Origin of the sequence: Campylobacter concisus (assembly GCF_003048535.1) — a bacterium.
Taxonomy (GTDB): Bacteria; Campylobacterota; Campylobacteria; order Campylobacterales; family Campylobacteraceae; genus Campylobacter_A; species Campylobacter_A concisus_S.
The window spans coordinates 1-26,270 of sequence record NZ_PIRQ01000005.1; the positions used below are offsets into that span (position 1 = coordinate 1).

Below are 26,270 nucleotides of genomic sequence, written 5' to 3' on the forward strand. Positions count from 1 at the left end.
ACTTTTAGTTTTATTTATTAGTTTGTCTAATCTATTATAAATTATAAAATAATAGACTGGCTCAATCGATCACTTGTTTAGATTTCAAAGATTGACTAATAGTTTAACAATTGTAAGTTAAAAGAACAACGATAAAAAGAAAAGGCTTTATTAACCAATGAAGTTAAAGGTGGTTTCTCGTTTCGTGAGCTGGAATTATATACGAGCAATACTTAAAGATAGTTGAAATAATTAGGGAATTTTAGAAAAATTTGTTTGTCACTTTAAAATTTTAAAGTATGTATTTTTATTATAGGTTTAAGGGTTTAGTTTATATATGCGTATCCACTTCTTTTTTCTATATTTATAGAGGCTACATTGTTATTTTTATCTGTTAAAACTATCTTGCAATTGCCTTTCAATAGTCTTGAATAAGGCCTTTTTGCTCCTTTATTGTTAGTAACACTTACCACTCTCATAGGCCTACCTAATTCGTCAAAATCAATGGTTTGCATTTTGCCTTTTCCGCAACTACCGACAAATTTAACTGATTTTATGCCATATTTTTTTTCAATATTTAAATCTATATTAATTTTATTGCAATAGGACTGAGGAATGCCTCTCCAGCCCGCACTTAAAAATTTATTTGACTTTTGCGTATCGATGGCAACCTCTTCTTTGGAATTTAAGTTACCACTAAATTTATTACCACTACCTCTCTTATCATAAAAAATACTATATTTCCAAGATTTAATCCCAGGCTCATCTACAGAGCACTCTTGCAAACTAGTGTCATTAATAGCTATCCCCCATCTCATTTTAAACCAAAATTTTTCATTTTCTGAATGAACAAATTTATCATCTTGCATGGCAAGGTGTTGGGCGTATCTTATATGCGTTAGCATCTGTGTAGCTGCCTCTCTGGCTCCGTTTATTTCTAGCCTTGGTATGATCATTGCTGCAAGTATGCCAACGGCAATAATTACAAAGATAAGCTCTATAACGGTAAAACCCTTATTTTTATGCATCTACTTACCTCTTACATCAAAATTTGCAATTACTTTTCCAATTTTTTCTATGCAAAATTTTGATTTTCCATCTAGATCGGCACTTACTAATAAATTTTTAGACTCATCTCTTACATCTATACCATAAAATTTAAGTCTTAATGCAAGCTTTTTATTATCAGTGTATAAATCCTTAATTTCCGCTTCTTTTAATTTGGCTGCAAGCTCTTTTACAACATCAAATTTATAGACAAAATGCTTTGTTGGATTATCTAAAAAAAGGTAAAAAATTTGATTAAATACAATCATCGACCAGTTTAGGGCCAGAAAAAGCATCACTAAGGTCGTACAAATTTTATAGCCTTTTCTAAATTTTGGCAATCTTACACGATACGAATTAAAAAAAACTCTTACCATAAGTGGTGTTGCGATCACGCAAAATGGCAAGAACTGCTCAAGTTCCAGCCTTTGGCGCACTGAGACTATCATACAAAAGCAAAATGAGCAAATTGCGATAAACCACAAAAGATCTTTTTTCTCTTTAACCCAAATTCTATAAATCGTATAGACAAAAAAGATAAAAATAAACGGCGAAAAAACAGCGGCAAAGATACCAAAAGTATCGATAAAGTGCCCACTTGGCCTACCATTTGTATCAAAACCAAAAAAGTAAAGCGTGAGTAAAAACAAAATAGCACTTAGCCAAGCAAGAGGCGGCTTTCTTTTGTAAAGTGCAAATATAAAAAATCCTACGTAAAATATCAAAAAATCGCCATCTATAAAAAAAGAAAGACAAAAAAATGTTACAAATAAAATTTTATTTTTAATATGGAAAAAGTATATACATAGAAGCGCCAGCATAACGCAAAGCCCAGCATTATTGACAATAAGAGCTGAAGCTATCGTGCCAGGAAGTAAGATAAAAAGCAATACCGCAATAAGTCTGTCAAACTCTAATTTAATGTAAAATTTGCTTACCTTATACATTAAAACGACGCTTATGACATGAAACGCGATCATCACAGATCTTAGAGCAAGATCTGTTTGACCAAAAATTTGAACGCTTAAGTTTAAAACATGGCTAAGAAAATTTTGTTTGTTAAAAAAAATTTCAGCTTCACTATAACTTATACTAAGAGAATTTGCCGTATAAAGTAAAAACATACAATCGATCAAACATATTAAAAATACGCTAAAAGCGACGTGATATCCAACAAATTCTCTAAATTTATCTAGCAAAAATTTTCCTTAAATATGTATATCCCAAAAAAACTCGATCCAATCGTGAGCCTCTTTTACCTTAAATTCTGGCAAAAGCAGAGCTTTCTCTTTATAAAAGACGGTCGCTATTTTTATATCTAAATTTGGATAACGCTTAAGCAGTTCTCTTTTTATCTCGACCATGCTCTCACCACTGTCGATGATGTCATCGACGAGCAAAATTTTAGTGTATTTGCTAAGATCTGGCACGTTAAAGATATTAATCGTATCAAGCTTATTTGTATCTTCATAATGGATAGAATTTAGGGTAAATAAATTTCTATTATTAAGCGCAACAGCTAGCGAGTGGCCAAGCGTTAGACCGCCTCTTGCCACAGCTAGTATCACCTCTGGATCAAACTCGTCTTTTATCTGTTTTGCCATCTTTTTAGTATCAACAGCAAATTCATCATAGCTATAAAATATCATCTTTCATCCTTATCAATGCACTAAAAATACGATAAAACTAATGAGCGCTAGCGCGACTACGCCTAAATTTATATCGCTAAATTCTCTCTTTATGAGCTTAACTATAACGTATGACATAAAGCCAAATGCAAGGCCGTTTGTGATCGAATAAGTAAGCGGGATGAGCACAACTATGAAAAATGTCGCAACAGCAATGGCTGGATCTTTAAAATTTATACTAGCAAGCTCAGCAAACATAAGCACGCCAACCATCACAAGGATCGGATAAATGGCATTGCCAGGAATCGCTTTAAAAAGTGGCAACATAAATAATGTAAGTATAAATAAAAGTCCGCAAAATACAGCCGTTAGACCAGTTCTACCGCCATCTTCTACACCGCTAGCACTCTCTACAAACGATGTGGTCGTACTTACACCTACTAGTGAGCCAGCTGCCGTAGCAATAGCGTCAGCTTCAAGAGTTTTTTCAAGTTTTACGACGCCATCTTTTTTGTTTTCATCAAAAATTCCAGCTCTCGTGCCTACACCAGCTAGTGTGCCTATCGAGTCAAAAAGATCGGTCACAAAAAATGTGATAACAACTGGCAGCAAGGCTAGACTAAGCGCGCCTTTTATGTCAAGCTCTAAAAATATCGGTGAGATAGAGGCTGGAGTTGAGAAAATTTCTGTTGGATGAGGAGCGATACCAAGCGCCCAAGCTATCACTGAAGTAGCAAGCACAGCTAGGATAAACGCGCCCTTTATCTTCCACGCCCAAAAGCAAATAACTAAAAATAGTCCTAAAACGCCAAGAAGTACGTTTGGATCTTTGAAATTTCCTATACCAACCAAAACTGAGTCGCTATTTACGATAAAGCCCATTTGCTGAAATGCCACAAAGCTGATAAAGGTGCCTATGCCAGCGCTTATAGCCCTTCTTAGATCAAGTGAGATGGATCTAATTATCCACATTCTAAAATTTGTAAAAGATAAGATAACAAATATCACGCCGCTTAAGAAAACAACGCCAAGAGCCGTTTGCCAAGGCACTTTCATACCGATGCAAAGACCAGATGTAAAATAAGCATTAAGTCCCATACCAACGCTCATAGCAACTGGTGTGTTTGCCCAAAGACCATTTAATATCGTAGAAAATATGGTAATTAGCGCAGTTGCCGTGATGAGTGCCTCGTATGGCATACCAGTTTTGCTCATAACGATCGCATTTACCGGCACGATATACATCATCGCCAAAAACGTCGTAAGACCTGCACCAAATTCCTGCTTCACACTCGTTTTGTTTTGTGCTAAGTCAAAAAATTTCACCCCAAGCTCCTTTTAGTAAATTTTAAGTTCGTTATATAAGCTATCGCGCTCAACCGGCGTAAAACCAGATGTTTTAATAAGATCACAAAATGTCTTTAGTGTAACGCCGTTTGCGCTATTTGCACCAGCTGCACTTTGAATACTCTCTTTTTCTATCGTACCATCAAGATCATCAGCTCCAAATTCCTGAGCGATCATCGCTAAATTTAGCGTCGAAGTAGCCCAATAGGCCTTTATGTGTGGGATATTATCAAGCACCAAGCGAGATATCGCCATGGTCTTTAAAATTTCAGCTGATCCTAGAAATTTCACATCTTTTAAGTAGTTGTTTTCTCTTTGATAGACTAGTGGGATAAACGCGTTAAATCCGCCAGTTTTGTCCTGCAAGTCTCTGATCCTTAGCATGTGATCGATCCTATTTTCACGGCTTTCTATGTGGCCAAAAAGCATTGTTGCGTTGCTTTGTCTGCCTTTATCATGCCACATTTTGTGGATTTTGAGCCAGTTTTCGCTACTTACTTTGCCTTTGCAAATTTTAGCTCTGACCTCTTCATCAAAAATTTCAGCCCCGCCGCCTGGCATGCTATCGACGCCGTATTCGAGCATCTTCTCTATCACCTCATCATAGCTTAAGCCGTAATGTCTTGATAAAAAGTCGATCTCAGCTGCCGTCATCGCCTTTACGTGAAGCTCTGGATGAGCTGCCTTTATCTTTTTAAAAATTTCTAAATACCACTGCCAGCCACTTTTTGCGTTGTGAGCTGATACGATGTGTATCTCCTTTACGCCGTGGCTTACGCTCTCATCAACGATCTTTAAAATTTCTTCGTGGCTCATTAAGTATGGATTTGGATTTTTTCTGTGAGCTGAAAATGCGCAAAATTTACAGATATCAGCACAGATATTTGTTGGATTGATATGGCGATTTACATTAAAAAAGACCTTGTTGCCGTGCAGCTTTCTGCGCTTTTTGTCGGCAAATTTAGCCAAGGTAAAAAGATCAAGCTCATAAAGCGAAAAAGCCTCTTGCTTGCTTAATCTCTCGCCACTTTCTAGTTTTTGTAATAGATTCATTATTTGTATCGTCCTAAAGCTGAACTTAAGGCTTTATTATAGGCAAATAAAGCTTTGTTTTTGCAAAAATTATGTAACATTTGCCAAGATATTTTTAACAATGGAAACATTAAATGCTGGCTGATAAAAGTACCAAATATAGCGATAATTATTTAAAAATCAAAGAGAAATTTCTTGATTTTAAGGCAAATTTACCAAAACATTTTCAAAAAAATCAGGGTAGAAATTTTGCAAATTTTTTAGCCAAAGAATATGATGATTTTATAAAATCTTATTTAAATGAAACTATGCGAGATTTTTTTGATGATTTTGTGCCGCAAAATGACAGCTTTGCCTTTAGTGTTTTAGCTACTGGAAAATATGCCCAAACCTTACTTAGCGCAAATAGTGAGCTTGAAATTTTACTAGTTTATAAAAATTTAAAAGGCTATAACATAAAGAATTTCTTAAAAGAATTTAGCGAAATTTTAAGTAGCTCTGGAATAAATTTTTATATAAAAAGCGTTGAAATAGATGAAATTTTTACAAATTACAAAGACGATCTCAAATTTAAAAGCGAAACATCACAAGTCCGATATATCTGTGGTTCAAAAAGTCTCTACCGCTTAGTAAAAAGCGAGATCGTAAAATTAAAAGAATTTGATAAAAAAGCCTTTTTAAACTACCATTTAAAGGCATTTTTGCCGTTTTCTAGCATCAGCTACTTAGCCCAAGAGCCAAATTTAAAAAGTGGCTTTGGCGGGATAGATGAAATTTATCACCTAAACTGCATACTAAATTGCCTTGATAGCGACATTTCAGTTAGATCACAAGCCCTAAAAGTGATGAATGAAAAAGAGATCGCTAGCTTTAACCTAAATGTAGACTTTTTACTAAGCCTACTAACCACCTTAAATTTGACGCAAAATTCTGATACTTTTAGCGCTTCAAGCGTTGAGATCACGACAAATTTCATGCAAACAAAGTCTAAAAAGCTTCAAGATAACGAAAGCGTTATCAGCCAAAAGATGCTAAGTTCGATGAACAATGTCGCCATTTATTCGAGGTTTATCGTCGCTTCTCTTTGCAGGCCATTTTTCAAAAGTGAGCTAAATTTTGATCAGAGAAAATTTGCAAGGCTAAAAAATGGCTTTTACGAGATAAATGGCGTTATTTACGTGCCACTTCATAAAAAGCCAGCTCTCATTGAAAATCTAATAACCGAGCTTTTAGAACTAAAAGATGTGGATTATAAATTTGATATAAGCGCGATCTTTTACATCAAGCGAGCCATCATCACAAAAAGTGGCTTAGAGCGCGCTATCAGCGAGTTTAAAAAGATATTTTTAAGAAAAAATTCCTACGCAATTTTAAAGTCATTGCTCGATGCGCAAATGATACAAATTTTAATAAAGCCAATGGAACACATCAGCCAGCTAGCTCAGTACGACGGCTATCACGAATTTACGGTCGATGAGCATAGTATTTTAAGTGTAAAATTTCTTGAAAATATAAAAGATAAATTTATAAAAAATCTCTATACCGAGCTTTGCTTGGAGGGCAAGACGATGCTAAAGATCGTGACTTTAATGCACGACGTTGGCAAGGGGCTTGGTAAAGATCATGCAAATATCGGAGCAAATATCTTTAGAGCATACGCAAACAAGCTAAATTTAAGCCAAAAAGCCGTAAATATCGGCGTCATCTTGATAAAATACCACACGCTAATGAGCAACGTCTCAAATAGAGAAGACATTTATTCCCAACGCGTTATATTTGCTTTTATCTCAAAGCTTGGCGACAAGCAGGTTTTAAAACTGCTTTACATCCTTAGCTACTGCGTGATAAATGCCACAAACGAGAGGCTCTATAACGCCTACACAGCAAAGCTTTTAAGGGAACTTTATGAAATTTCTCTTAGTGCATTTAGCGATGAAAATTTACTAGATGAAGCGACAAGGCGCGTAAAAAAAGAGCAGTCTATAAAACGAAATAGCGAGTTTTTGGCGCTTGAGTCAAACTTGCAAGATAAAATTTTTAAAATCACATCAAATCTTGTCTTTATAAAATATAGTGCGAGTGAAATCATAAATTTAAGCAAGGTCGCAGATAGCTTAGATGCGACAGAAATTTTTATAAATAACTCTAAAAATTTAAGCATTCAGATTTATACAAAAAAGAGCCTAAATTTAAGCGCCCTGCTCTATGAATTTGCTAAATTTGACCTAGCATACATGGAAATTTTTGAGCTATTTGAGAAGAAATTTTATATCAGGCTTGATTTTAACCAAAATGTTAAAAAAGAGGAGCTTGAAAATACTAAAAATTTAGCTCTAAAATCCTTAAATAGCGAGGTTTTAAAAGAGCCTTTGAAACCAAATATTAACAAAGATGAGATAAACTTCGAACTAAATCACTCAAAAGATTACGCCAAACTTAGCATTAACGCAAAAGATCAGCGCGGACTAATGGCTTATGTGATGAGTGTTTTTGATAGGCTTCATTTTCAAGTCACGAGTGCTAGAATCCAAACGGTCAAAAATAGAACAAGAAATCTCTTTTTGATCGAGAAAAACGAGCGACTTGAGAGCAAGGGTGATGAGATATTAAATTTATTAATAAGCGAGTAAAAAATGTGTGGAATCGTAGGATACATCGGAAATAAAGAGAAAAAAGAGATCATACTGGGTGGACTTAAAGAGCTAGAATACCGTGGATATGATAGTGCTGGTATGGCTGTAATGAGTGACAACAAGATCGACTTTTTCAAAGCAGTTGGTAAGCTTGAAAATTTAGCCCTAAAAACAAAAGACTTTGCTTCAGAAGGCTTTGGTGTGGCAATAGGTCATACACGCTGGGCAACTCACGGTAAGCCAACTGAGATAAACGCTCACCCACACCTTGGTGAGCACTCATTTGTCGTTCACAACGGCATCATCGAAAACTACAAAGAGCTTAAAGATGAACTCGAAGCAAAAGGTGTGAAATTTGTAAGCCAGACTGATACTGAGGTGATCGTGCACCTTTTTGAAGAAATTTTAAAAGAGAAAAAAGACCCATTTAAAGCTTATGAGGCGACTATCGCAAAGCTAAGAGGTGCATACGCGACACTACTTATCACCAAAACTGCGCCTGATAAGATATTTTTTGCAAAAGACGCCGCTCCTATGGCGATAGGAAAGAGTAATGAAAAAGAGCTATATTTTGCCTCATCTGACGCACCTTTAATTGGCAATGCAACAGAAGTAGCATACTTGGATGATAATAACTACGGCTACGTGAGCCTTGATGAGATCGCTGTTTTTAAAGATGGTAAAAAAGCCAACATAACCTTTAACGCACTTCCAAAAGACAAAAGCTATGCCCAAAAAGAGGGCTATACATTTTTCATGGAGAAAGAAATTTACGAGCAAGGAGCAGTCGTATCTGAAACTATCATGGGCAGGGTTAAAAACCACAAAGTCACTCTTGAAAATTTAGACGATGAATACCTAAAAAGTATCGATGATGTCGTGCTTTGTGCGTGCGGTACGAGCTACCATGCAGCGCTAACCGCAAGTTATCTTTTTGAAAGACTTGCCAAAGTTAGAACAAAGGTCGAAGTGGCAAGTGAATTTAGATACAGAAAGCCTTATCTAAACAAAAACTCGCTCTTCATCGTAATCTCACAAAGTGGTGAGACAGCCGACACTCTTGAAGCGCTTAGGATAGCAAAAGAGGCTGGGCTTAGAACGCTTGCGATTTGCAACGTCGATAACTCATCTATCGTTAGACTAGCTGACAATACGCTTTTAACTCGCGCTGGCATCGAAAAAGGTGTGGCAAGTACAAAGGCATTTGCAACGCAGATCATCGTGCTTTGGATGCTTGTGCTTCAAATGGCATCAGCAAAGGGATCTATCAGCAAAAAAGAGCTTGATCACGAGATCAAAACTCTTCTTCACATTCCACAAATTTTAAATATTAATAACTCTCTTCAAGAGAAGCTTCACCGCCTAAGCAAGCATTATTTACACGGTCATGGCTTCTTCTTTATCGGCAGAGACATCTTTTATCCGCTAGCACTTGAAGGTGCGTTAAAACTTAAAGAAATTTCATATCTTCACGCCGAGGGCTATCCATCAGGCGAGATGAAGCACGGCCCTATCGCGCTTGCAGATGAGAAGCTATTTACGATCGCTTTAATGCCTCAAAATTTACTTTACGAAAAAACAAAGAGCAATGTAGAAGAGCTTGCTGCAAGAGATGCGTACATCCTAGCAATAAGCCCACTTGAGTTTGAGCTAAGCGATGACTACGTAAAAACAAGCGTTCAAGATCATTATATGAGCGAATTTTTTGAGATGATGCTTGTACTTCAGCTACTTGCACTTGAAATTTCTGTTAGACTTGGCAACAACGTCGATATGCCAAGAAATCTCGCAAAAAGCGTGACTGTCGAATAGCTCGTGTGGCTGGCATCTTGCTAGCTACTTAAATTTTTATAAAAATAGTTTTGCATTATGCTACTAAACATAAATCTTATATTAATATTTTTATAATATTTGCTTATATATAATGTTAAAAAACAAACTTAAATATTAAGGATAAAAATGAAGTTAAATTCATCTTTACTAAGCGTAGGCCTTGGAGTTTTACTTTTAAGCGGTTGTGCAACTGGCAATAGCAACGGTGTAACTGGCAGTGCTGCTGGAAGCAATAACAATAATGCTAACACAAAAATAGAAAAATGTAGTAGCACCCTTGGAACACTTGCGTTTTATGAAGACCAAAATTCTGATTGGTATTCATATTTAACACACAACTACAAGCTCACATCAACTATTCCGGTTTTGCGTCTTCTTGCGCAACAAACTGGTTGTTTTGTTATAGTTGAACGTGGCGCTATGATGGATAATATGATGCAAGAGCGTGCACTTGATAGATCAGGCGAACTACGTGGTGGTTCTGGCTTTGGTAAAGGTAAAATGGTAGCAGCTGATTATACTATTCGCCCTGAAATTTTCTTTAGCAACGAAGATACAGGCGGAGCAGGCGCTCTTGTTGAAGCACTTTTTGGTAGTGTAGCAGGTGCTATAGCTGGTGGTTTTTCAACAAAAGAGACGCAGACCACATTGGTTCTTATAGAAAACCGTTCAGGTGTTCAATTAGCAGCAGCTATTGGCTCGGCTTCTAGCACTGACTTCTTTGGTATGGGTGGCGGCGCTGGTGCTTCTCTTGGCGCGGGACTTGGCGTATATTCAAGAACACCTGAGGGAAAAACACTTGTAAATGCTTTCCTTGATTCAATGAATCAATTAGTTATTGCTCTAAAAGACTACAAAGCGCAAAATGTAAAAGGCGGTCTTGGCAAAGGCGGAAGTTTAAAAGTAGGAGATTAATATGAAATTTATAGCCATTTTATTTTGTTCATTAACTTTTTTGCTTGCTATGAGTTATGAAAAAAAAGTTGAAGCTAGACTTTGCAATCTTATAAACCAAAGAGAAATGGCTAAATTTTATGGCGACATAAAAAGTATTGATAGCTTTGATAAAAAAATAGAAAGCTATAAATTTCGTAATGGAATAGAAAAATTCGATGAGGATAGTTGCCGTACAAATGGCTACTATCCTGTTGATCCAAACTATGCGCCATATCCTCCTGAGTACCGTCCATACTATCAAAATAGATATGATAGATTTCAGCGTGGTTACCGTGGAGGCTACTATAACGATGACGACTACGATGATGGTTTTGAGCGTGGATATAGACGTGGTTATAAGGATGCTAGAAGAGATTATAGGTTAGGTAGATAGCTTATCTAGCCTTAACTTTAACTGGCTCTTTTTTAACAAAAAACGACTTCTACAAATAGTAAATCAAAAACAATACATATACCAAATTTTACTGCTATAAATAAGTTCCATACGTTGAGCAAAAAATATAAAATACTACTCTTACCTTTAGAAAATAATGCAAAACTAGTTGACATGGCAACATCCTAATTACACAAAATTTTCTTTCTATAAAAGAATAATAGACACCCTTACAAATAAGCTAGAGCAAGACCATAAAAATTTAAAAGAGCTAACAAGCAATATCAGCAGAGACGATCTTTTAAAGGTGCAAATTAGTGCACTTGAAGATGAAATAATAAGTTCATCTCTCATAGGGGGCGAAAGGCTTAAAAGATCAAGCATTCGCTCATAGATAAAAAAGAGGCTAGATGAAAATTTTGACTGGCTAGCTGATACTCATGCGACTAGACACAGTGTTAATCTAGTCTCGCCAATGTTTGAAGTAAATTTAAACAAAGACTATATGAACCTCGAGCGGCTACATGGCTGGCACAATACCTTGTTTGAATATATCCAAAGCAAAACTTACAAGATAAAACGAGCCAAGTTTAGAGATGATGAGATGAGCGTCGTCTCAGGCTCTCCAGAAAATGTGCAAATCCACTATGAAGCCTTGCCAGTAGAGGTATAGAAGATGAGATGAGAACTTTTAAAATTTTATCAACAAAAGCCTTGAAAACGCATATCTAAAAAGTTTTATTGCACATCTTTAGTTTTTTATCCATCCTTATGATGACGGTAATGGACGCATAACAAGGGCTTTGACACACTACTTTTTAAGAGAAGATGGTGTTAAGCCATTTTCTATCTCTAGCATTATTTAAGCAAATAGAAAAAATTATTATGAAATTTTAGAGCAGATAACAAAGCTTGGAAATAATTTAAATTTTGATTTCACAGAGTGGATAATGTAGCACACCTACAAGCGGTAAATAGCGCTATAAACAAGCTATAAGCTTACTAAAAATATAAAATTTCTATCGTAATTTAAGAGTCAAAGCCATTAAAATTTATCTTTACCTAGTATCGTTGTCAGCTGTTCTTTGATTCTATCATCAAATTCACTAACGCTTATGACACCCCTACTTTCGCACATCTTAGCATCATTAACATCACAGTAGTCACTAAGTGCGTTTTTGTATCCGCCCCTTATGCAAGCCTCTCTGTCTTCTAAAAATCCAGCCCCACCAAGGATAAGCACGCCAAGATCAAAACCTATCTTAAATTTCGCACTCGCTGAGCTTTTAACCCAGCTTAAAAATATCTCATCGTATCTTAATCCAAGTGCTCCAACGCCATCTGGCACGACTAAGATATCCACACCATAAAGGCTCTCTGCATAAATTTCTGGATGAAGCCTGACGCCAAATTCATCGACAACCTCAGGCTTTAGTGCGTAGGTCTTGATATTAAAATCCTCAAATTTATGTAAAAAATCATAAATTTTGGCAAAGCTTAGTAGATTTAGCTTGTCAAACATCAAAATGCCAACTTTCATGCTAGCTCCTTTTAGTGAAGTGCCTCATTTAGCTTGATCGCCCTTTTGCTCGCACTTGCAGTGATCTGGCCTGTTTGGCTATTTTGTCTAAAATGAAGTCCGTTTAGCCCGCCAAGCTCAAGCGCTTTGTAAATTTCAGCTTCAAATTTAAACTCTGGATTTAGCTTAGCTAACTTTTCGCGCTCGCTAGCTGATATATAGACCTTTGTGCCCTCAAGCACTGCTATGCCAGCATCCACGATGCAGTTATCGCCAAGAGGCACGCCCGTAACTGAGTTTGCCCCAAGCAAGCAGTGTTTGCCGATGCTTACAGGGTTGCCGTTTGTGCCACTTAGCACGCCAAGTATGCTAGCTCCGCCACCTACGTCACTACCCTCGCCAACTACGACAGAGCTGCTGACTCTGCCTTCAACCATCACCCCACCGATTGTACCTGCATTAAAGTTGATGTAAGCAGCACCAGGCATAACGACTGTGCCAGGATGCACGGCAGCGCCCATGCGAACCTTGGCTGAGTCCAAAATTCTCGTATTATCAGCTGGGATGATATGGCTTAAAAATCTTGGGAATTTATCCACGCTCACGATCGCTGGATATTCGCCAAACATCTTTAGAGAAATTTCATTTTCTCTTAGCCATTCAAGCTCAATTGGCGTATTTTGGCTAGTCCATGCAACATTTGGTAACGCACCAAAGGCTCCATCAAGTACAATCGTCCTAGGTGCGACCTTACCAAGCGATATCAAGTAAAGCTTGAGATATACGGCCTCCACGCTAAGTGGTTTTGCATCATCAAACAAAAACACAAGCTTAAATTTATTCTCATTTAGTTCAAGATCGTCATCAAATGCCATTTTTACGGCATGCAAATTTTGTACATTTTTATGAGAGCTTATCTCTTTTTCAAAGACACTAAAGAGCTTGCTAGCTTTTTTCACCACTTTTGGCGTAAGATCAGCTATAAATTCAGAGCCATTAAAATCAACTTTAACATCACATTTTTGCAAAGCATAAATATAAGCAGCCGCGCTTAAAAAGCTCTCTTTGTAATTTACAACAGCAAAAGTCGCTTGCAAAATTTTATCTGTATTTTTTTGTCCACGATCGACTCTTGCGATACCAAAAGCAAGCGGATCTTTATAGCCATCTTTTTTTCTAAATTCTTCAAAAAATTCCTTAAATTCATTTGCATCTTTAAACTCTTTAGACATCTATTCTCCTTTAAATTTTTTCTTAGTCTAGCCAAAAATGGCTAAAAATTTTATGATTTTAAGTCCATTAAGATTTTTAAATATTTTTATATTTTTAATAATGATTAATCTTATCATAAAGTAAATTGCAATAAGATTTTGCAAATTTAAAGAAGGGGTTTAAATGTCAAATTTAGTAACAAAACCTAGATTTGCTCTGGCTGCGTTAATCGGCCTTATCGCTGGTGTTGTCTCAGCCTTTGTCAAATGGGGAGCGGAATTCCCACTTCCTCCAAGAAGTCCGATGGATATGTTTAACGCTGCTTGCGGGCCAGAGAGTGCCATTAGAGCAGCCGATGCGATCGATTGCTCTAGAAATTTCTTAAATCCGCCTTATGTATTTTTAAGAGATTATTTGGGAGTGGCCGATCCAAATGCCGCTATTTACGAGTTTGCAGGGCATGCTTTTAACTACGTAATGATGACGCATATATTATTTTCGATCGTTTTTGCGGTTGCTTATTGTGTTTTGGCTGAGAAATTTCCAAAGATTACAATATGGCAAGGCTTACTAGTTGGCGTTATCGTAAATATCGCTGTCCACGTGATCACATTGCCTATTTTGGGGCTTACTCCACCACTTTGGACACTTCCTTGGTACGAGCATGTATCTGAATTTGTCGGCCACATGATATGGTTCTGGTCGATAGAGATCATCCGTCACGACTTAAGAGCTAGGATCACAAAAGAAAAAGATCCAAGTGATTATTGCTGCTGCAACGCATAAATGCAAATTTTTGCTGTTTTGGACCAAAAACCTAAAACAGCAACTAAATTTATCTCACCATTTAAAAGCAAAATTTATCCGCGATTAGCACTCTTGACTAAGCTCTAAATTTTCTAAACGAAGTGGCTTTTCACCTTCAAAAACCACCCCAATACCGAAAGGTTCGCAAATATCAAGCGCACCCTCAGCAAATCTCATCAGCCACTGCCTATCTTGCGCATAAAAGGTGCACTGTGGGGACTCAAACGGCAGATCGCAAACTGGCACATCAAGCGCTCTAAGCTCGTCCTTGCTCAAAAGGCACCCTCGCCTAAGCTCATCTTGTAAAAATGTAAGCGCCTCTTTTATGTACCAGTTAATATCCTGGCCGATACTCTGCACAAGCAAAATCGTCTCATTATCCACGTCTGCCCCATCTGTGCTAACAAGGCAAAATGGCACCTGTCCAAAAATTTCGCTTTTTAGCTCCGTCTCCGCGTACCAAATAAAGCCCTCATCTGTTGCAACTTTTTCAAGCTTGCCAAATTTTAAAGTCATTTTTTATTCTCATTTTTGTGGTTTTGCTACTCTTACGAAAAAGAGCGAAATTTAAGCAGATTTGTAGTGAGCTAAAATTTATCATCTAAAATAGAGATAGCTTGTAAATTTGCCCTTTTAGCATAAAGCAAAAGCTAAATTTACAAGCAAATTTTTAGTTTTTCTCGCTATTTAGAAGCAAAATTTCTCATCAGTGTCATTTTGCTTGCGCATAGCTTTAAAGTTAGCAAGATTATCTTTATCTAAAAAGTAATCTTTCTCTTTTTTATTGCGGGCCTCTAGCTTTTCTATGCCTTTTATAAGGGCTGCCTTTCTATCTTCGTGAGGCGAGCTAAATTCTGGCGAGAACATCGCTTCATAGGCATTTTTCTTAGTCCATTCAAGCGCTTTATCAGCGATCTCTTGTTGCTTTTTGATATCGCAAAATGCATAAGGATTGACCACGTCGCCAACAAGCTTCATAAACGCCCCTATCGCAGCCACCACGTCAGTAAATTTCTCGCCCTCCATGTCTATAACGCCTCTTAGCAAGATCGCGCGGTTTTTTGCCGCATAAAACCAAAATACCGCATCATCGCGAAGTCCAAGATCGTATGCGCGAGCTGAAAGAACAAAAAGAGTTATCGGAGAGACCATTTGTGGGGCGTCTTGCACGATCTTTTCAGCCTTTTTAAAGTCCTCTTCTTTGCCACTTTTTAAAAGCTCATCTATCTTATCATAGACCTTTACGTACTCCACCTTGCCAGCATTTGCTGAGTAGTATGGCGTGACGTAGATGTCGATACTTCTTACTTTGCCATCATTTGCAAAGCCACATACCGCTCCAAAAAGTAGCGCCGTAAGCAGTGATAAAATTTTCATTTTAGCTCCTTGGCTTAAAATTTTTATTATTTTAACTAAAAGCAGTTGAAAAGATTAGGATAAATTTAAGAAAAAGTCCGCAAATTTAAAGCAGACTTTGAATATTAGTTTTTAAAACTATGGATAGGTGCTGGAATTTGTCCGCCACGAGCGATGAAGTCGGCACTTGAGGCTTTGTTTATCTTCATCACAGGCGCTCTTCCTAAAAGGCCGCCAAACTCGATCATATCGCCCTCACGTCCAAGAGGTATGATACGAACGGCCGTTGTTTTTTGATTTATAACGCCGATAGCCGCCTCATCAGCTATCATCGCAGCTATACTCTCACTTGGCGTATCCGCAGGTATGGCGATCATATCAAGACCAACCGAGCATATCGCCGTCATCGCTTCAAGCTTTTCTAAATTTAGCGATCCCGCGCGCACCGCCGCTATCATACCCTCATCCTCAGAAACTGGTATAAATGCACCGCTTAAGCCGCCCACTTGATTGCACGCCATGACGCCACCTTTTTTTACTGCGTCATTTAGCAAAGCAAGTGCCGCAGTCGTGCCATGCGTACCAACAGCCTCAAGCCCCATCTCCTCAAGCACACGAGCGACCGAGTCGCCCACAGCAGGCGTCGGAGCAAGAGAGAGATCGACGATACCAAATTTAACCCCAAGGCGCTCACTCGCCATCTGGCCAACTAGCTGGCCGATACGCGTGATCTTAAATGCCGTCTTTTTCACAGTCTCAGCTACCACGTCAAAGCTCTCGCCACGCACCTTTTCAAGGGCTCTTTTTACCACACCTGGGCCAGAAACGCCGACATTTATCACCACATCAGCCTCGCCCACGCCGTGAAATGCACCAGCCATGAAAGGATTATCTTCGACTGCGTTTGCAAAAACGACAAGCTTCGCACAGCCCATCTCTGAAGCTGCTGCTGTCTCTTTTATAATGCGCCCCATATCACGCACTGCGCTCATATTTATGCCAGTTTTCGTTGAGCCGACATTAACACTTGCGCATACTTTTGAAGTCTGAGAAAGTGCTTGCGGGATAGAATTTATCAAAATTTCATCGCCCTTTTGATAGCCCTTTTGAACTAAAGCTGAAAAACCACCTATAAAATCAATACCAACCTCAATAGCCGCCCTATCAAGCGTCTTTGCGATCATCACGTAGTCTTTTGCGTCCGTTGCGGCGCCGATTATCGAGATAGGCGTCACGCTCACTCTTTTATTGACGATTGGTATGCCTAGCTCAGCAGAAATTTCGTTGCCCACTTTGACTAGGTCTTTGGCTTTAGTGGTGATTTTTGCGTAAATTTTGTCGCAAGCTTTGTTGATGTCAGAGTCGATGCAGTCAAGCAAACTAATACCCATCGTGATCGTTCTGATGTCAAAATTTTGCTCTTCGATCATTGAGATCGTTTCGGTTACGTTTTTGATGTCCATTGTTTTTCCTTAGATTGTATGCATCGCATCAAAGATAGCAGAACTTTGGATATTTATCTTTACTTTTAGGCTCTCTCCAAGCTCGTTAAGCTCTGCTCTTAAGGCCGTAAAGTCTTTATTTTCATCACTTGAAACCACTGCCATCATCGTAAAAAACTCATCTAAAATAGTCTGTGAGATATCATCTATGTTTAGTCCTAGTTCGCTAAGCTTTGCTGAGACGCCAGCAACGATGCCGACTCTATCTTTTCCGACTACAGTTACGATCGCTTTCATCTTTTCTCCTGTTAAATTTCTTTTAAAAGCTAAATTTGCACGTACTTTTATTTTATACGTACAAATTTATAGATCAAATCTCCTAATTTAGAGATTACTTCGAGCAAGCACTCTTGCCGTCATTTACTGGCTGGATAGCAGAATTATCAGCTCCACCACCATTATTTATATTTTCTATTATCTCCCAAAGTCTAGCAGCTGCGCTCTCATAGCGTTTTGCTGTGACTGAGTTTGGCTCATAAAAGCTCACTGGCTTGCCACTATCACCACCCACACGCACAGCCGGCTCGATAGGGATCTCGGCTAACACTTCGGTACTATAGGCTTTTGCTACCTCCTCGGTCGTGCCTTTGCCGAATATATCATACTCCTTGCCGCTTTCAGGGCAGATAAATCCACTCATATTTTCTATGACGCCAGCGATTGGGATGTGAAGTTTCTCAAACATATCAAGCGCACGTTTGCTATCGTCAAGCGCTACCACTTGTGGCGTTGTGACGCAGACACCTGCCGTTACTGGCACGCTTTGAGCTAGAGTTAGCTGCGCGTCGCCCGTTCCTGGAGGCATATCAAGAAACAAGACATCAAGCTCGCTCCAAAGCACGTCTTTTAGTAGCTGCTCGATCGCTTTCATAATCATCGAGCCACGCCAGATAAGGCTCATGCCCTCTTCCATCAAAACGCCCATACTCATCATCTCAACTCCGTGGCTAAGTATCGGCTTTAGCTTGTTGCCAACGACTTGTGGCTGGGTATTTACTTCGCCAAGCATTCTTGGGATATTTGGTCCGTAGATGTCAGCGTCTAAAATTCCCACTTTTTTGCCTAGTTTTGCCATTGAGATGGCTAAATTTAGAGTCGTAGTTGATTTACCAACGCCGCCTTTGCCTGAGCTTACCATTACAAAATTTTTAACTTGTGGTGCGATGTTTTTGCCACTTTGAGTGTTACTTTTTTCTTCAGGAATCTTTGGCTGGATCAAATTTAGCACATACTCATTTGAGCCCATGACACGTTTGATGTCCGTTTTTAGCTCATTTGCCACTTCTGGGCTTGAGCTAACTATCTCGACTTCGATTAAAATTTTATCGCCGATTTCTACATTTTTTACAAAGCCAAAGCTAACTATATCTTTTTCAAAACCAGGATATATAACACCTTTTAGTCTATTTAAGACATCTTCTTTATTTAACATTTTTCTCCTTTTTCTAGATCTTTTGAAATTTTATATGCACAAAATTTTGGTCCGCACATCGAACAAAAATGAGCGCTCTTAAACGCATCTTCTGGCAAGCTCTCATCGTGAAGTTCTCTAGCCTTTTTTGGATCAAAGCTTAGCTCAAACTGCTTGTTCCAGTCAAACGCATATCTAGCATCACTCATCTCGTGATCCTTTTCAATCGCTCCTACCTTACCAAGTGCGACGTCAGCGGCGTGAGCTGCTATCTTGTGAGCTACGATGCCCTCTCTTACGTCATTTTCGTTTGGCAAGCCAAGGTGCTCTTTTTGCGTCACGTAACAAAGCATGCTAGCGCCGTGATATGCTGCCATCGTGCCACCGATCGCCGAGGTGATGTGATCATATCCTGCACCGATGTCTGAGACAAGCGGTCCAAGCACGTAAAATGGAGCATCATGGCAGAGCTCTTGTTCGATTTTCATATTATACTCAATTTGATTTAATGGCACATGACCAGGGCCCTCTATCATCACCTGCACATCTTTTTCCCACGCCCTAAGCGTAAGCTCTCCAAGCACCTTTAGCTCACTAAGCTGTGCCTCGTCTGTTGCGTCATAAAGGCAACCTGGGCGAAGTCCGTCGCCAAGCGAGAGTGAGACGTCGTATTTTGCGCAAATTTCTAAAATTTGATCAAAAATTTCATAAAATGGATTTTGTCTATTTAACTTTGACATGTAGCTTGCGCTTAAACTGCCACCGCGGCTTACTATGCCCATTTTACGCTTTTTAACAAGTGGCAAAAACTCACGCAAAAAGCCAGCGTGTATCGTAAAGTAACTAACTCCTTGCTTTGCTTGCTTTTCAAGTATCTCTAAAATGAGCTCATTTGTGATATTTGTAACCTCTTTTGCCTCTTTTAAAATTTCATACATAGGCACTGTGCCAATTGGTACACTTGAATGCTCGATGATCGCACTTCTAATAGCGTCTAGATCGCCATCGGTGCTTAGATCCATAACCGTATCGGCGCCAAATTCCAGGCAAATTTCAAGCTTTCTAAGCTCAGCGCAAATGTCGCTACTTAAGCTTGAATTGCCAATATTTGCATTGACCTTTGTCTTTAGCTTTCTGCCTATGCCCATTGGCTTTAAATTTTTATGATTTATATTTGCTGGGATGATGATGCTACCTTTTGCAACACCATCCATCACTAAATTTTCACTAAGCTCTTCGATCTTTGCCACATAGCTCATCTCTTGCGTTATCTCGCCGCGCCTAGCATAATACATCTGCGTCTTATCTCTCATATAAGGCCTTTTTTGATTTTTAAAAACCTCATTTTAGTCCTTTTTTGATTTAAACTAACTAAATAAGCTTTTAAAAATTTACTTTTTTAAAAAGAAATTTTGAAGTTTTGAGATGTATAATTCTGTAACAATTTTCAAAGGAGTTATCTTGCTTGATATATCACTTATAATGCTTGGAGCAGGAAATTCTAGCCGTTTTGAGCTACCAGTAAAGAAGCAATGGCTTCGAATAGGAAGCGATCCACTTTGGCTATTTGCCACTAAAAATTTGAGTAACTTTTACACATTTAAAGAGATCATTGTCGTTAGTAAAGAGTGCAAATATATGTCAAAATTTGCTCCAAATTATAAATTTGTTGATGGCGGCGAAACTAGACAAGATAGCCTAAAAAACGCGCTTGAGCTAGTAAGTAGCGAATTTGTCTTAGTTAGCGACATCGCTCGCCCTTGCATTTCAAGCGAGCTTTTTCACAAAATTATAGAGGCAGCCGCTCAGGCTGATTGTGTAGTTCCAGCGCTAAAGATCGCAGACACTGCTTATCTTGGCGAAAATGTGGTTGATAGAGATAAGGTAAAGCTTATCCAAACACCACAACTCTCTCGTACAGCACTTCTTAAAAAAGCTCTTAACAGCGGTGAAATTTACACAGATGATAGCTCGGCTATGAGAGCCATTGGCGCAAGCGTATGGCAAATTTTAGGCGATGAGATGGCTAGAAAGATCACTTTTAAAGAGGATCTTGCCAAAATTTCAGCCCTAAAAGCACCAGAAAATGAGCTCTTTGTAGGAAACGGCTTTGATGTGCATGAGTTTGAAAAGGGTAGACCGCTTGTGCTTTGTGGCGAGAAGATCGACTATGAGTTTGGGCTAAAGGCTCACAGCGACGGCGACGTGGCACTTCATGCACTAACTGACGCTATCTTGGGGGCTGCTGGGCTTGGCGACATAGGCGAGCTTTTCCCTGATACGGATGCTAAATTTAAAGATATTAGCTCCATTTACTTGCTAGAGGAAGCTTACAAAAGGGTGCAAAGCGTGGGCTTTGTGCTAACAAACGCTGATATCACGATAATGGCGCAAAAGCCAAAACTTTCAAGGCTAAAATCAAAAATGGAGGCAAACATCGCGCAGGCTCTAAATTTAAGCCAAAGCCGCATAAATGTAAAGGCGACGACTACTGAAGGGCTTGGCTTTGTTGGCAGATGCGAAGGGATCGCCGTAATGGCAAGTGCAAGCCTTAAATTTTACAACTGGAAGCAAATATGAAAATTTTAATAGTAGAAAATGAAATTTACCTAGCTGGCTCGATGGCTAGTAAACTAGCTGATTTTGGCTACGACTGCGAGATCGCTAAAAGCGTAAAAGAGGCTTTAAAATTTGAAAATTTTGATGTAGTGTTACTTTCTACCACACTTCCAGGACAGGACTTCTACCCAGTCATAGAAAAATTTAAAAGCTCTATCATCATTTTACTAATCGCTTATATCAATAGCGACACTGTGCTAAAGCCGATTCAGGCAGGTGCGGTTGATTACATCCAAAAGCCATTTATGATAGAAGAGCTAGTTAGAAAGATAAAGCATTTTGAGGAATTTAGAAATTTCAAAAACGAGATCAAAAACTATGAAAGCTACGTAAATTACGCTTTAAAAGAGTACGAAATTTCTAGTTTTGAAGCAAAAAAGATAAAATTTCCACTGCTTTTAAAATCAAGCAAAAGCGGATACAGCGATAAATTTATATTTAGCTATGTAAAAGCTTGCAAATTACCATTTTTATTTTTAGGCAAAGCCTGTTTCTCTGAGCTTGAAAAGGCACTAGCTAAAAATAGTGACGAGCTAATCTATATGACAAATTTAGAGGAGCTAAAACAAGAAGAAAAAGAGAAAATTTTAGAAATTTGCAAAAAGAAAAAGGTTGCGATATCAACTAGCGATTTTGCACAAAAAGCACCATTTGACGAGCTTGAACTTTCAGGACGCGATAAAAATTTCAATATCGATGAGATCGTTACGATCGATGAATATATAAAGTACATAATCGTTAATTATCAAGATAAATTTCCTGATACAGAACTTAGCAAAAAGCTTGGAATTTCTAGAAAATCACTTTGGGAAAAGAGAAAGAAATATGACGTCAGCAAGAAAAAATAGTGAAATTTCTATAAATACCGAAGTTTTTGGTGCTTTGGAGCTAATAAAAAACAAGATTCTCTCAGATTACGACTCGCTGATGGATGATGAACAGATAAAAGAGGTGAGTAAGAAAGGCTATTTTAATGGCGAGCCGATGCCGTATTCTTTTGGATTTGCTCCATTTGGTGAGCTAAATCAAAATATTGCCAGCAAGCTTACTCCTGGGCAAAGGGTAAATCTAAGTCTTGATGATAAGATCGTTGGACACATCAATGTTGCCAAGGTCTTTAAATTTGACGAGAGTATGAGAGCTAAGAATATATTTTTAGCAAATGAAGCCAGCAATGATAAAGAGCTAAATTTGGGCAAATACGGCATTAGTGGTGAATTTGAGCTTTATGATGAAAGTATACAAATAAGCAAAAATGCACTAAATGATCTAATAAAAGAAGATGGCGCTAAAAAGATAACGGCAGTTTTTTTAACGGCTGATCCATTTAATAGAGCTCACGAGCGCCTTGTTAGAATGACTATCGATAAGGCTGATTTAGTAATCATTTTTTTAATACGAACACGCGAAGAAAAGCACGTTGATTACGAGATTAGAAAGCAAGTGCTAGACTATTTTATACAAAATTATTTGCCAACAAAAAAAGTCTTTGTCTTTGCTCTAAAAAATACGACTCTTTTTAGCTCACATGCAAACCCAACACTTGAGTGCATCGCTGCTTCAAGATTTGGGGCAAATAAGCTAGTCATCGGACAAAACCACTCAGGGATTGGAATGTTTTTTGATCACAATGAAGCTCATACGATTCTTGATATTTATAAAAATGACTTAAATTTAGAGGTAATCGTGCTGCCAGAGCTAGTTTATTGCAATAAATGCAAGACATTAGTTAGCACCAAAAGTTGCCCGCACGGACAACATCATCAGATCAAATATCATCCAGATGTTATCAAGGAGCTGCTATTTAACGGCATTATGCCACCAGCCATTCTTGTGAGGCCAGAAATTTCTGCAATAGTTTTAAGCAAGCTCTTTACAAATCGTTTCAAAGACGTACAGAAGCTTTGTGATGATCTTTTTGTAAATTCAGGATTACTTGAAAACAAAACTGACCGTGACTTTTACGAAGAGCTTATGAAGCTTTATCAAACATCATCGATGACTTAAGGAAATTTATGCAAAAACTATTTTTAACTTTTTTTGGATTTGGACTTTTGCCAAAAGCGCCTGGCACTTGGGGCTCTATCGCTGGCGCTGTGGTAGCTTATTTTGTGCTTTATTTTTTATCATCAACCACGCTTTTTCTAGCTAGTATTTTGCTATTTTTGGTAAGCATTAGCGTTATAGATGATTTTGAAAAAAAGGTAAATTCTCACGATGAAAGTTTTATCGTTATAGACGAAGTTGCTGGAGTTTGGCTTGCTATTGCCATTAGCGGAGCTACGATCTCTCAACTCATACTCTCGCTTGTGCTTTTTAGAGTGCTTGATATTAAAAAGCCTTCGATAATAGGCAGGATCGACCGCAATGTAAAAGGTGGCCTTGGCGTAATGGGCGATGATATGGTGGCTGGCTTTTTTGCTGGAATAATTAGCGCAATAATATACGGAGCTACTATAAAATTTGGCATAACTTTGCCGTAAAAATATAGATTTTTGGCAAAGTTATATAGGCTTAAATATCTTTTATATAAATTTTAAGCAAGTCCTAGCTCATTTAAAACAGAACTTAGATTAACCGAGCTACTACTCTTACTATTAAGATTTTTTTGCTTCTCTAGTAGAGCCTGATTGGCAAGTGCTACATTTAGCTCTTTGCGATAATCGCTCAAAATTTTATCCATTATCTTAAGCAGCTCATTCTTTTGATCCTGTGTTTTTGCGGGATCATCTATACCTAGAAGTTCTGTTAGCTCCTTTTTCTTTTGGGCTATTTTCTCTTCTATCTTATTAGAATTTAGCTCGCTTATAAAACCAACTGCGCCGATTTCAGTAAGCCTTTTTTTAAACTGTTCAACTTTATCTGAAATTTTTGCATCGCTTGCGATCTTATCCATAGCAAGGCTTAAAATTTCATCAAAACTATTTTTTTTATCTTTAGTTTTGCTTGAGCCTGATTGCAATAAATAATCGATTATGTCATTATTTTGTACTTTCATATATCTCCTTTTACTGTATTGAGATATATTTTATAAGCAAGATTTATTCCTAAAAATTAATCTCTTTGGCTGTTTTTACTTTTTGTAAGATAAAATTAGCAAACTCATCACTAAAATTTGGGCACCAAACAACCTTGTAGAAGCTAAAATTTAGCTCTTTTGCGATCTTTGCATACTCAATAACTAGCTCAAAAATGGTCTCAGAGTTATCAATACAAAAAGAGAGTGGATAGATAAGAGCCTTTTTACTTTTACACTTTGCCAAAATTTCATTTAGTGAGGGCTCTAGCCATTTTACAGGCCCAAGACGCGATTGGTAGGCTAAATTTATCTCTTTGAAGTTTAATCCGCTATCTTTTATCATTTTGCTTAAAATTTGCACATGCTCATTTATATGCTTTTCGTAGACATCACCTTTATCGATAATTTTTTGAGGTAACGAATGAGCCGAAAAGATAAGCTCCACATCGCCTACATCTATATTATTTATAGCTTCATTTATGTGCGAGATTATGATTTTATTATAAATTTCATCATCGTAAAATGGCCCACAAAGCAAAATTTTAGCCTTTATCTCTAGCTCATCTTTTGCTTTTTTAAAATCATCTAAACTCGAAGTTATTGTAGTTTGTGAATGATGAGGATAAAGTGGCAAAAGCACTATCTCATCAAAATTTTCGTATTTTTTAAGCACATCTTTTGCAAATGGTGAAGTATAGTTCATCGCAAAATCAACTGCATCAAACTCATTTTGTAAGCTTAAAATTTTATCGCAAAGCTTAGCCGTAAGCTCGCAAATAGGTGATCTGCCACCTATTTGTTCGTAGTTATGCTTAGCCGTTTTTAGCCTACCTTTTGTGATCATAAAAGCTACAAATTTTCTTAAAAATTTATTCTTTATACCCAAAATATAAGGGTCATTAAACATATTTTTTAAAAAAATTTCTACATCAGCAAGGCTATTTGCCCCACCCATATTTAAAAGCAAAAGTGCCTTTTTCATCAAAACAACTCCTTAATTTTTATCGCATCATCAATGCTTGAAAGCTCGCTACTTTCGCCGCTTTGACAAAGATCATAAAAGGCATCATATTGGGCTTTTATTTCATTGTTTAAAGGATCGGTTTTTAAATTCATCTGACCATTTTCATTAACCCTATGAAGCTTATAATCAATAAGATCGCCAAAATAAACACCTTCTTTGGCATTTACTTCTATTTTAAAACGCTCTAAAGATCCACAAAAAGAATCAGTAATACTCACCAAAATTTGATTTTTCATTTTAATGTTTATTCCAACATTGTCGCATATTTTGGTATTTGTTTTATTTGCCTGAGTATAAAAAAAGCTACAAATTTCACTATCTACTAAATTTTTCGCAAGGTCTATATCGCAAAGTGAAAGCTCATTTATAATATTTCCCTCACAAAGTGGTCTAAAATGCGCAATTGAAATGCTATAAATTTCTTCTTCTTTTAAAAGTGCCTTTTTTAATGAAACGATAGTTGGGTTAAAGCGCTCATCTACGCCAGTACAAACTCTTACTTTATTTACCACTGAAGCATATTTTATCTCTTTTAGCTCGCTCACGTTTTTAAATATCGGTCTTGAAATCAAGATATTTTGGCAATATTTTGCACACTGACAAAAGGCCTCTACAATCTCATGTTGAGGCAAACAAAGCACGACAGCTTGTGGCTGGGCTACTTCTATAAATTTCTTAAACTCATCAAAAAACGGAGCTCTGCAAGCATCATCTCTATTTTCTTTATCAAAAACTCCACAAACTTCAAATTTGTCAGAACGCCTTAGCTCCATATAGTGCCGCTTGCCAGCTAGATTGTATCCAACAATGCCAATTTTGAGTTTCACTAAAGACCTTTTAGTTATAAATTTTTAGGCTATTTTAATTGCAAATCGCTTTTAAACAAATAAATTTATAAAATATATTAAGCAAAAATTAATTTTGTATTTTTTTATAAATTTACAAACGATTTTTAGCTAAAATCGAGCAAAT

General features: G+C 37.6%; 28 protein-coding genes. 12 read left to right on the top strand and 16 right to left on the bottom strand.

The window, feature by feature from the left end; genetic code table 11:
* Positions 1–305 precede the first annotated feature (305 nt).
* From CVS93_RS05465 to mqnE, 5 genes are read right to left on the bottom strand one after another with little or no spacing between them, the layout of a single operon-like run.
* Positions 306–1,007, bottom strand: coding sequence for a Tfp pilus assembly protein FimT/FimU (locus CVS93_RS05465; RefSeq protein ID WP_107686879.1), 702 nt, complete (start codon positions 1,005–1,007; stop codon positions 306–308).
* Positions 1,008–2,225: a glycosyltransferase family 39 protein gene (locus CVS93_RS05470; protein WP_107686880.1), complete on the bottom strand. Its 1,218-nt coding sequence runs from the start codon at positions 2,223–2,225 to the stop codon at positions 1,008–1,010.
* A 9-nt stretch (positions 2,226–2,234) separates the two neighbouring features.
* The gene (locus CVS93_RS05475) at positions 2,235–2,675 is read right to left on the bottom strand and encodes a phosphoribosyltransferase (RefSeq protein ID WP_054196841.1); all 441 of its coding nucleotides are present in this window, start codon (positions 2,673–2,675) and stop codon (positions 2,235–2,237) included.
* 12 nt (positions 2,676–2,687) lie between these two features.
* A complete protein-coding gene (locus CVS93_RS05480; protein ID WP_107686881.1) occupies positions 2,688–3,980 on the bottom strand; it encodes an NCS2 family permease in 1,293 nt (430 codons plus the stop codon).
* A 12-nt stretch (positions 3,981–3,992) separates the two neighbouring features.
* Positions 3,993–5,057 (bottom strand): aminofutalosine synthase MqnE, encoded by a 1,065-nt coding sequence (mqnE, locus tag CVS93_RS05485; RefSeq protein WP_107686882.1) that lies wholly within the window; start codon positions 5,055–5,057, stop codon positions 3,993–3,995.
* Between the two features lie 110 nt (positions 5,058–5,167).
* Between mqnE and CVS93_RS05490 the strand changes: the two genes are divergently transcribed.
* The 7 genes from CVS93_RS05490 (at position 5,168) to CVS93_RS10100 (ending at position 11,695) form a co-directional block, all read left to right on the top strand.
* Entirely contained in the window at positions 5,168–7,663 is a 2,496-nt protein-coding gene (locus CVS93_RS05490; protein WP_107686883.1) for an HD domain-containing protein, read from the top strand.
* A gap of 3 nt (positions 7,664–7,666) precedes the next feature.
* A complete protein-coding gene (gene glmS / locus CVS93_RS05495; protein WP_107686884.1) occupies positions 7,667–9,478 on the top strand; it encodes a glutamine--fructose-6-phosphate transaminase (isomerizing) in 1,812 nt (603 codons plus the stop codon).
* 147 nt (positions 9,479–9,625) lie between these two features.
* Positions 9,626–10,414 (top strand): peptidoglycan-binding protein, encoded by a 789-nt coding sequence (locus CVS93_RS05500; protein WP_107686885.1) that lies wholly within the window; start codon positions 9,626–9,628, stop codon positions 10,412–10,414.
* A 1-nt stretch (position 10,415) separates the two neighbouring features.
* Positions 10,416–10,829 carry a gamma-glutamyl phosphate reductase gene (locus tag CVS93_RS05505; RefSeq protein WP_107686886.1) on the top strand — a complete coding sequence of 138 codons (414 nt, stop codon included), beginning with the start codon at positions 10,416–10,418 and terminating at the stop codon, positions 10,827–10,829.
* A 169-nt stretch (positions 10,830–10,998) separates the two neighbouring features.
* On the top strand, positions 10,999–11,223 hold the full coding sequence (locus CVS93_RS05510) for a DUF4172 domain-containing protein (protein WP_107686887.1): 225 nt from the start codon (positions 10,999–11,001) through the stop codon (positions 11,221–11,223).
* Between the two features lie 81 nt (positions 11,224–11,304).
* Positions 11,305–11,502, top strand: a complete 198-nt coding sequence (locus CVS93_RS09760; protein WP_141081831.1) for a hypothetical protein — start codon at positions 11,305–11,307, stop codon at positions 11,500–11,502.
* An 88-nt stretch (positions 11,503–11,590) separates the two neighbouring features.
* Entirely contained in the window at positions 11,591–11,695 is a 105-nt protein-coding gene (locus CVS93_RS10100; RefSeq protein ID WP_107687006.1) for a Fic family protein, read from the top strand.
* A gap of 179 nt (positions 11,696–11,874) precedes the next feature.
* On the opposite strand, the gene CVS93_RS05520 is transcribed toward CVS93_RS10100, so the two are convergent.
* Both CVS93_RS05520 and CVS93_RS05525 read right to left on the bottom strand, forming a co-directional pair.
* Positions 11,875–12,369 (bottom strand): hypothetical protein, encoded by a 495-nt coding sequence (locus CVS93_RS05520; protein WP_107686888.1) that lies wholly within the window; start codon positions 12,367–12,369, stop codon positions 11,875–11,877.
* Positions 12,370–12,380: 11 nt separating this feature from the next.
* Positions 12,381–13,580, bottom strand: a complete 1,200-nt coding sequence (locus CVS93_RS05525) for a 2,3,4,5-tetrahydropyridine-2,6-carboxylate N-succinyltransferase (RefSeq protein ID WP_107686889.1) — start codon at positions 13,578–13,580, stop codon at positions 12,381–12,383.
* A 163-nt stretch (positions 13,581–13,743) separates the two neighbouring features.
* On the opposite strand from CVS93_RS05525, the gene CVS93_RS05530 reads away from it, so the two are divergent.
* Positions 13,744–14,346, top strand: coding sequence for a YagU family protein (locus CVS93_RS05530; RefSeq protein ID WP_084109298.1), 603 nt, complete (start codon positions 13,744–13,746; stop codon positions 14,344–14,346).
* A gap of 84 nt (positions 14,347–14,430) precedes the next feature.
* Here the strand turns inward: CVS93_RS05530 and CVS93_RS05535 are convergent, their stop codons facing one another.
* From CVS93_RS05535 to thiC, 6 genes are all read right to left on the bottom strand, one after another.
* The gene (locus CVS93_RS05535; protein ID WP_107686890.1) at positions 14,431–14,883 is read right to left on the bottom strand and encodes a hypothetical protein; all 453 of its coding nucleotides are present in this window, start codon (positions 14,881–14,883) and stop codon (positions 14,431–14,433) included.
* A 171-nt stretch (positions 14,884–15,054) separates the two neighbouring features.
* A complete protein-coding gene (locus CVS93_RS05540; RefSeq protein WP_107686891.1) occupies positions 15,055–15,744 on the bottom strand; it encodes a cytochrome-c oxidase in 690 nt (229 codons plus the stop codon).
* A 104-nt stretch (positions 15,745–15,848) separates the two neighbouring features.
* Entirely contained in the window at positions 15,849–17,186 is a 1,338-nt protein-coding gene (locus tag CVS93_RS05545) for a PFL family protein (protein WP_107686892.1), read from the bottom strand.
* A 9-nt stretch (positions 17,187–17,195) separates the two neighbouring features.
* Positions 17,196–17,462, bottom strand: coding sequence for an ACT domain-containing protein (locus CVS93_RS05550; protein WP_021091480.1), 267 nt, complete (start codon positions 17,460–17,462; stop codon positions 17,196–17,198).
* 94 nt (positions 17,463–17,556) lie between these two features.
* The gene (locus CVS93_RS05555; protein WP_107686893.1) at positions 17,557–18,657 is read right to left on the bottom strand and encodes an Mrp/NBP35 family ATP-binding protein; all 1,101 of its coding nucleotides are present in this window, start codon (positions 18,655–18,657) and stop codon (positions 17,557–17,559) included.
* A complete protein-coding gene (gene thiC / locus CVS93_RS05560; RefSeq protein WP_107686894.1) occupies positions 18,651–19,949 on the bottom strand; it encodes a phosphomethylpyrimidine synthase ThiC in 1,299 nt (432 codons plus the stop codon). The genes CVS93_RS05555 and thiC overlap by 7 nt, the downstream gene beginning before the upstream one ends.
* Positions 19,950–20,097: 148 nt before the next feature.
* Here thiC and CVS93_RS05565 point away from each other — a divergent pair, with 148 nt between their 5' ends.
* The 4 genes from CVS93_RS05565 to CVS93_RS05580 are packed head-to-tail and all read left to right on the top strand — an operon-like array spanning position 20,098 to position 23,738.
* Complete coding sequence (locus tag CVS93_RS05565) at positions 20,098–21,216, top strand: bifunctional 2-C-methyl-D-erythritol 4-phosphate cytidylyltransferase/2-C-methyl-D-erythritol 2,4-cyclodiphosphate synthase (protein WP_107686895.1); 1,119 nt, start codon at positions 20,098–20,100, stop codon at positions 21,214–21,216.
* Positions 21,213–22,103 carry a response regulator gene (locus tag CVS93_RS05570; RefSeq protein ID WP_107686896.1) on the top strand — a complete coding sequence of 297 codons (891 nt, stop codon included), beginning with the start codon at positions 21,213–21,215 and terminating at the stop codon, positions 22,101–22,103. The genes CVS93_RS05565 and CVS93_RS05570 overlap by 4 nt, the downstream gene beginning before the upstream one ends.
* Positions 22,081–23,262, top strand: coding sequence for a sulfate adenylyltransferase (locus CVS93_RS05575; protein ID WP_107686897.1), 1,182 nt, complete (start codon positions 22,081–22,083; stop codon positions 23,260–23,262). The genes CVS93_RS05570 and CVS93_RS05575 overlap by 23 nt, the downstream gene beginning before the upstream one ends.
* An 8-nt stretch (positions 23,263–23,270) precedes the next feature.
* Entirely contained in the window at positions 23,271–23,738 is a 468-nt protein-coding gene (locus CVS93_RS05580) for a phosphatidylglycerophosphatase A (protein WP_103648224.1), read from the top strand.
* A 53-nt stretch (positions 23,739–23,791) separates the two neighbouring features.
* On the opposite strand, the gene CVS93_RS05585 is transcribed toward CVS93_RS05580, so the two are convergent.
* The 3 genes from CVS93_RS05585 to CVS93_RS05595 are packed head-to-tail and all read right to left on the bottom strand — an operon-like array spanning position 23,792 to position 26,125.
* Positions 23,792–24,253: a response regulator gene (locus tag CVS93_RS05585; RefSeq protein WP_107686898.1), complete on the bottom strand. Its 462-nt coding sequence runs from the start codon at positions 24,251–24,253 to the stop codon at positions 23,792–23,794.
* 49 nt (positions 24,254–24,302) lie between these two features.
* Positions 24,303–25,256, bottom strand: a complete 954-nt coding sequence (hemH, locus tag CVS93_RS05590) for a ferrochelatase (protein WP_107686899.1) — start codon at positions 25,254–25,256, stop codon at positions 24,303–24,305.
* Positions 25,256–26,125, bottom strand: a complete 870-nt coding sequence (locus CVS93_RS05595) for a Gfo/Idh/MocA family protein (protein ID WP_107686900.1) — start codon at positions 26,123–26,125, stop codon at positions 25,256–25,258. The genes hemH and CVS93_RS05595 overlap by 1 nt, the downstream gene beginning before the upstream one ends.
* Positions 26,126–26,270 lie beyond the last annotated feature (145 nt).

Bases quoted from the DNA above. Each gene is read 5' to 3' on its own strand.
- CVS93_RS05465 (WP_107686879.1), bottom strand. From the start codon at position 1,007: ATGCATAAAAATAAGGGTTTTACCGTTATAGAGCTTATCTTTGTAATT.
- CVS93_RS05475 (WP_054196841.1), bottom strand. From the start codon at position 2,675: ATGATATTTTATAGCTATGATGAATTTGCTGTTGATACTAAAAAGATG.
- CVS93_RS05490 (WP_107686883.1), top strand. From the start codon at position 5,168: ATGCTGGCTGATAAAAGTACCAAATATAGCGATAATTATTTAAAAATC.
- glmS (WP_107686884.1), top strand. From the start codon at position 7,667: ATGTGTGGAATCGTAGGATACATCGGAAATAAAGAGAAAAAAGAGATC.
- CVS93_RS05500 (WP_107686885.1), top strand. From the start codon at position 9,626: ATGAAGTTAAATTCATCTTTACTAAGCGTAGGCCTTGGAGTTTTACTT.
- CVS93_RS05505 (WP_107686886.1), top strand. From the start codon at position 10,416: ATGAAATTTATAGCCATTTTATTTTGTTCATTAACTTTTTTGCTTGCT.
- CVS93_RS09760 (WP_141081831.1), top strand. From the start codon at position 11,305: ATGTTTGAAGTAAATTTAAACAAAGACTATATGAACCTCGAGCGGCTA.
- CVS93_RS05520 (WP_107686888.1), bottom strand. From the start codon at position 12,369: ATGAAAGTTGGCATTTTGATGTTTGACAAGCTAAATCTACTAAGCTTT.
- CVS93_RS05525 (WP_107686889.1), bottom strand. From the start codon at position 13,580: ATGTCTAAAGAGTTTAAAGATGCAAATGAATTTAAGGAATTTTTTGAA.
- CVS93_RS05530 (WP_084109298.1), top strand. From the start codon at position 13,744: ATGTCAAATTTAGTAACAAAACCTAGATTTGCTCTGGCTGCGTTAATC.
- CVS93_RS05535 (WP_107686890.1), bottom strand. From the start codon at position 14,883: ATGACTTTAAAATTTGGCAAGCTTGAAAAAGTTGCAACAGATGAGGGC.
- CVS93_RS05540 (WP_107686891.1), bottom strand. From the start codon at position 15,744: ATGAAAATTTTATCACTGCTTACGGCGCTACTTTTTGGAGCGGTATGT.
- CVS93_RS05545 (WP_107686892.1), bottom strand. From the start codon at position 17,186: ATGGACATCAAAAACGTAACCGAAACGATCTCAATGATCGAAGAGCAA.
- CVS93_RS05550 (WP_021091480.1), bottom strand. From the start codon at position 17,462: ATGAAAGCGATCGTAACTGTAGTCGGAAAAGATAGAGTCGGCATCGTT.
- CVS93_RS05555 (WP_107686893.1), bottom strand. From the start codon at position 18,657: ATGTTAAATAAAGAAGATGTCTTAAATAGACTAAAAGGTGTTATATAT.
- thiC (WP_107686894.1), bottom strand. From the start codon at position 19,949: ATGAGAGATAAGACGCAGATGTATTATGCTAGGCGCGGCGAGATAACG.
- CVS93_RS05570 (WP_107686896.1), top strand. From the start codon at position 21,213: ATGAAAATTTTAATAGTAGAAAATGAAATTTACCTAGCTGGCTCGATG.
- CVS93_RS05575 (WP_107686897.1), top strand. From the start codon at position 22,081: ATGACGTCAGCAAGAAAAAATAGTGAAATTTCTATAAATACCGAAGTT.
- CVS93_RS05580 (WP_103648224.1), top strand. From the start codon at position 23,271: ATGCAAAAACTATTTTTAACTTTTTTTGGATTTGGACTTTTGCCAAAA.
- CVS93_RS05585 (WP_107686898.1), bottom strand. From the start codon at position 24,253: ATGAAAGTACAAAATAATGACATAATCGATTATTTATTGCAATCAGGC.
- hemH (WP_107686899.1), bottom strand. From the start codon at position 25,256: ATGAAAAAGGCACTTTTGCTTTTAAATATGGGTGGGGCAAATAGCCTT.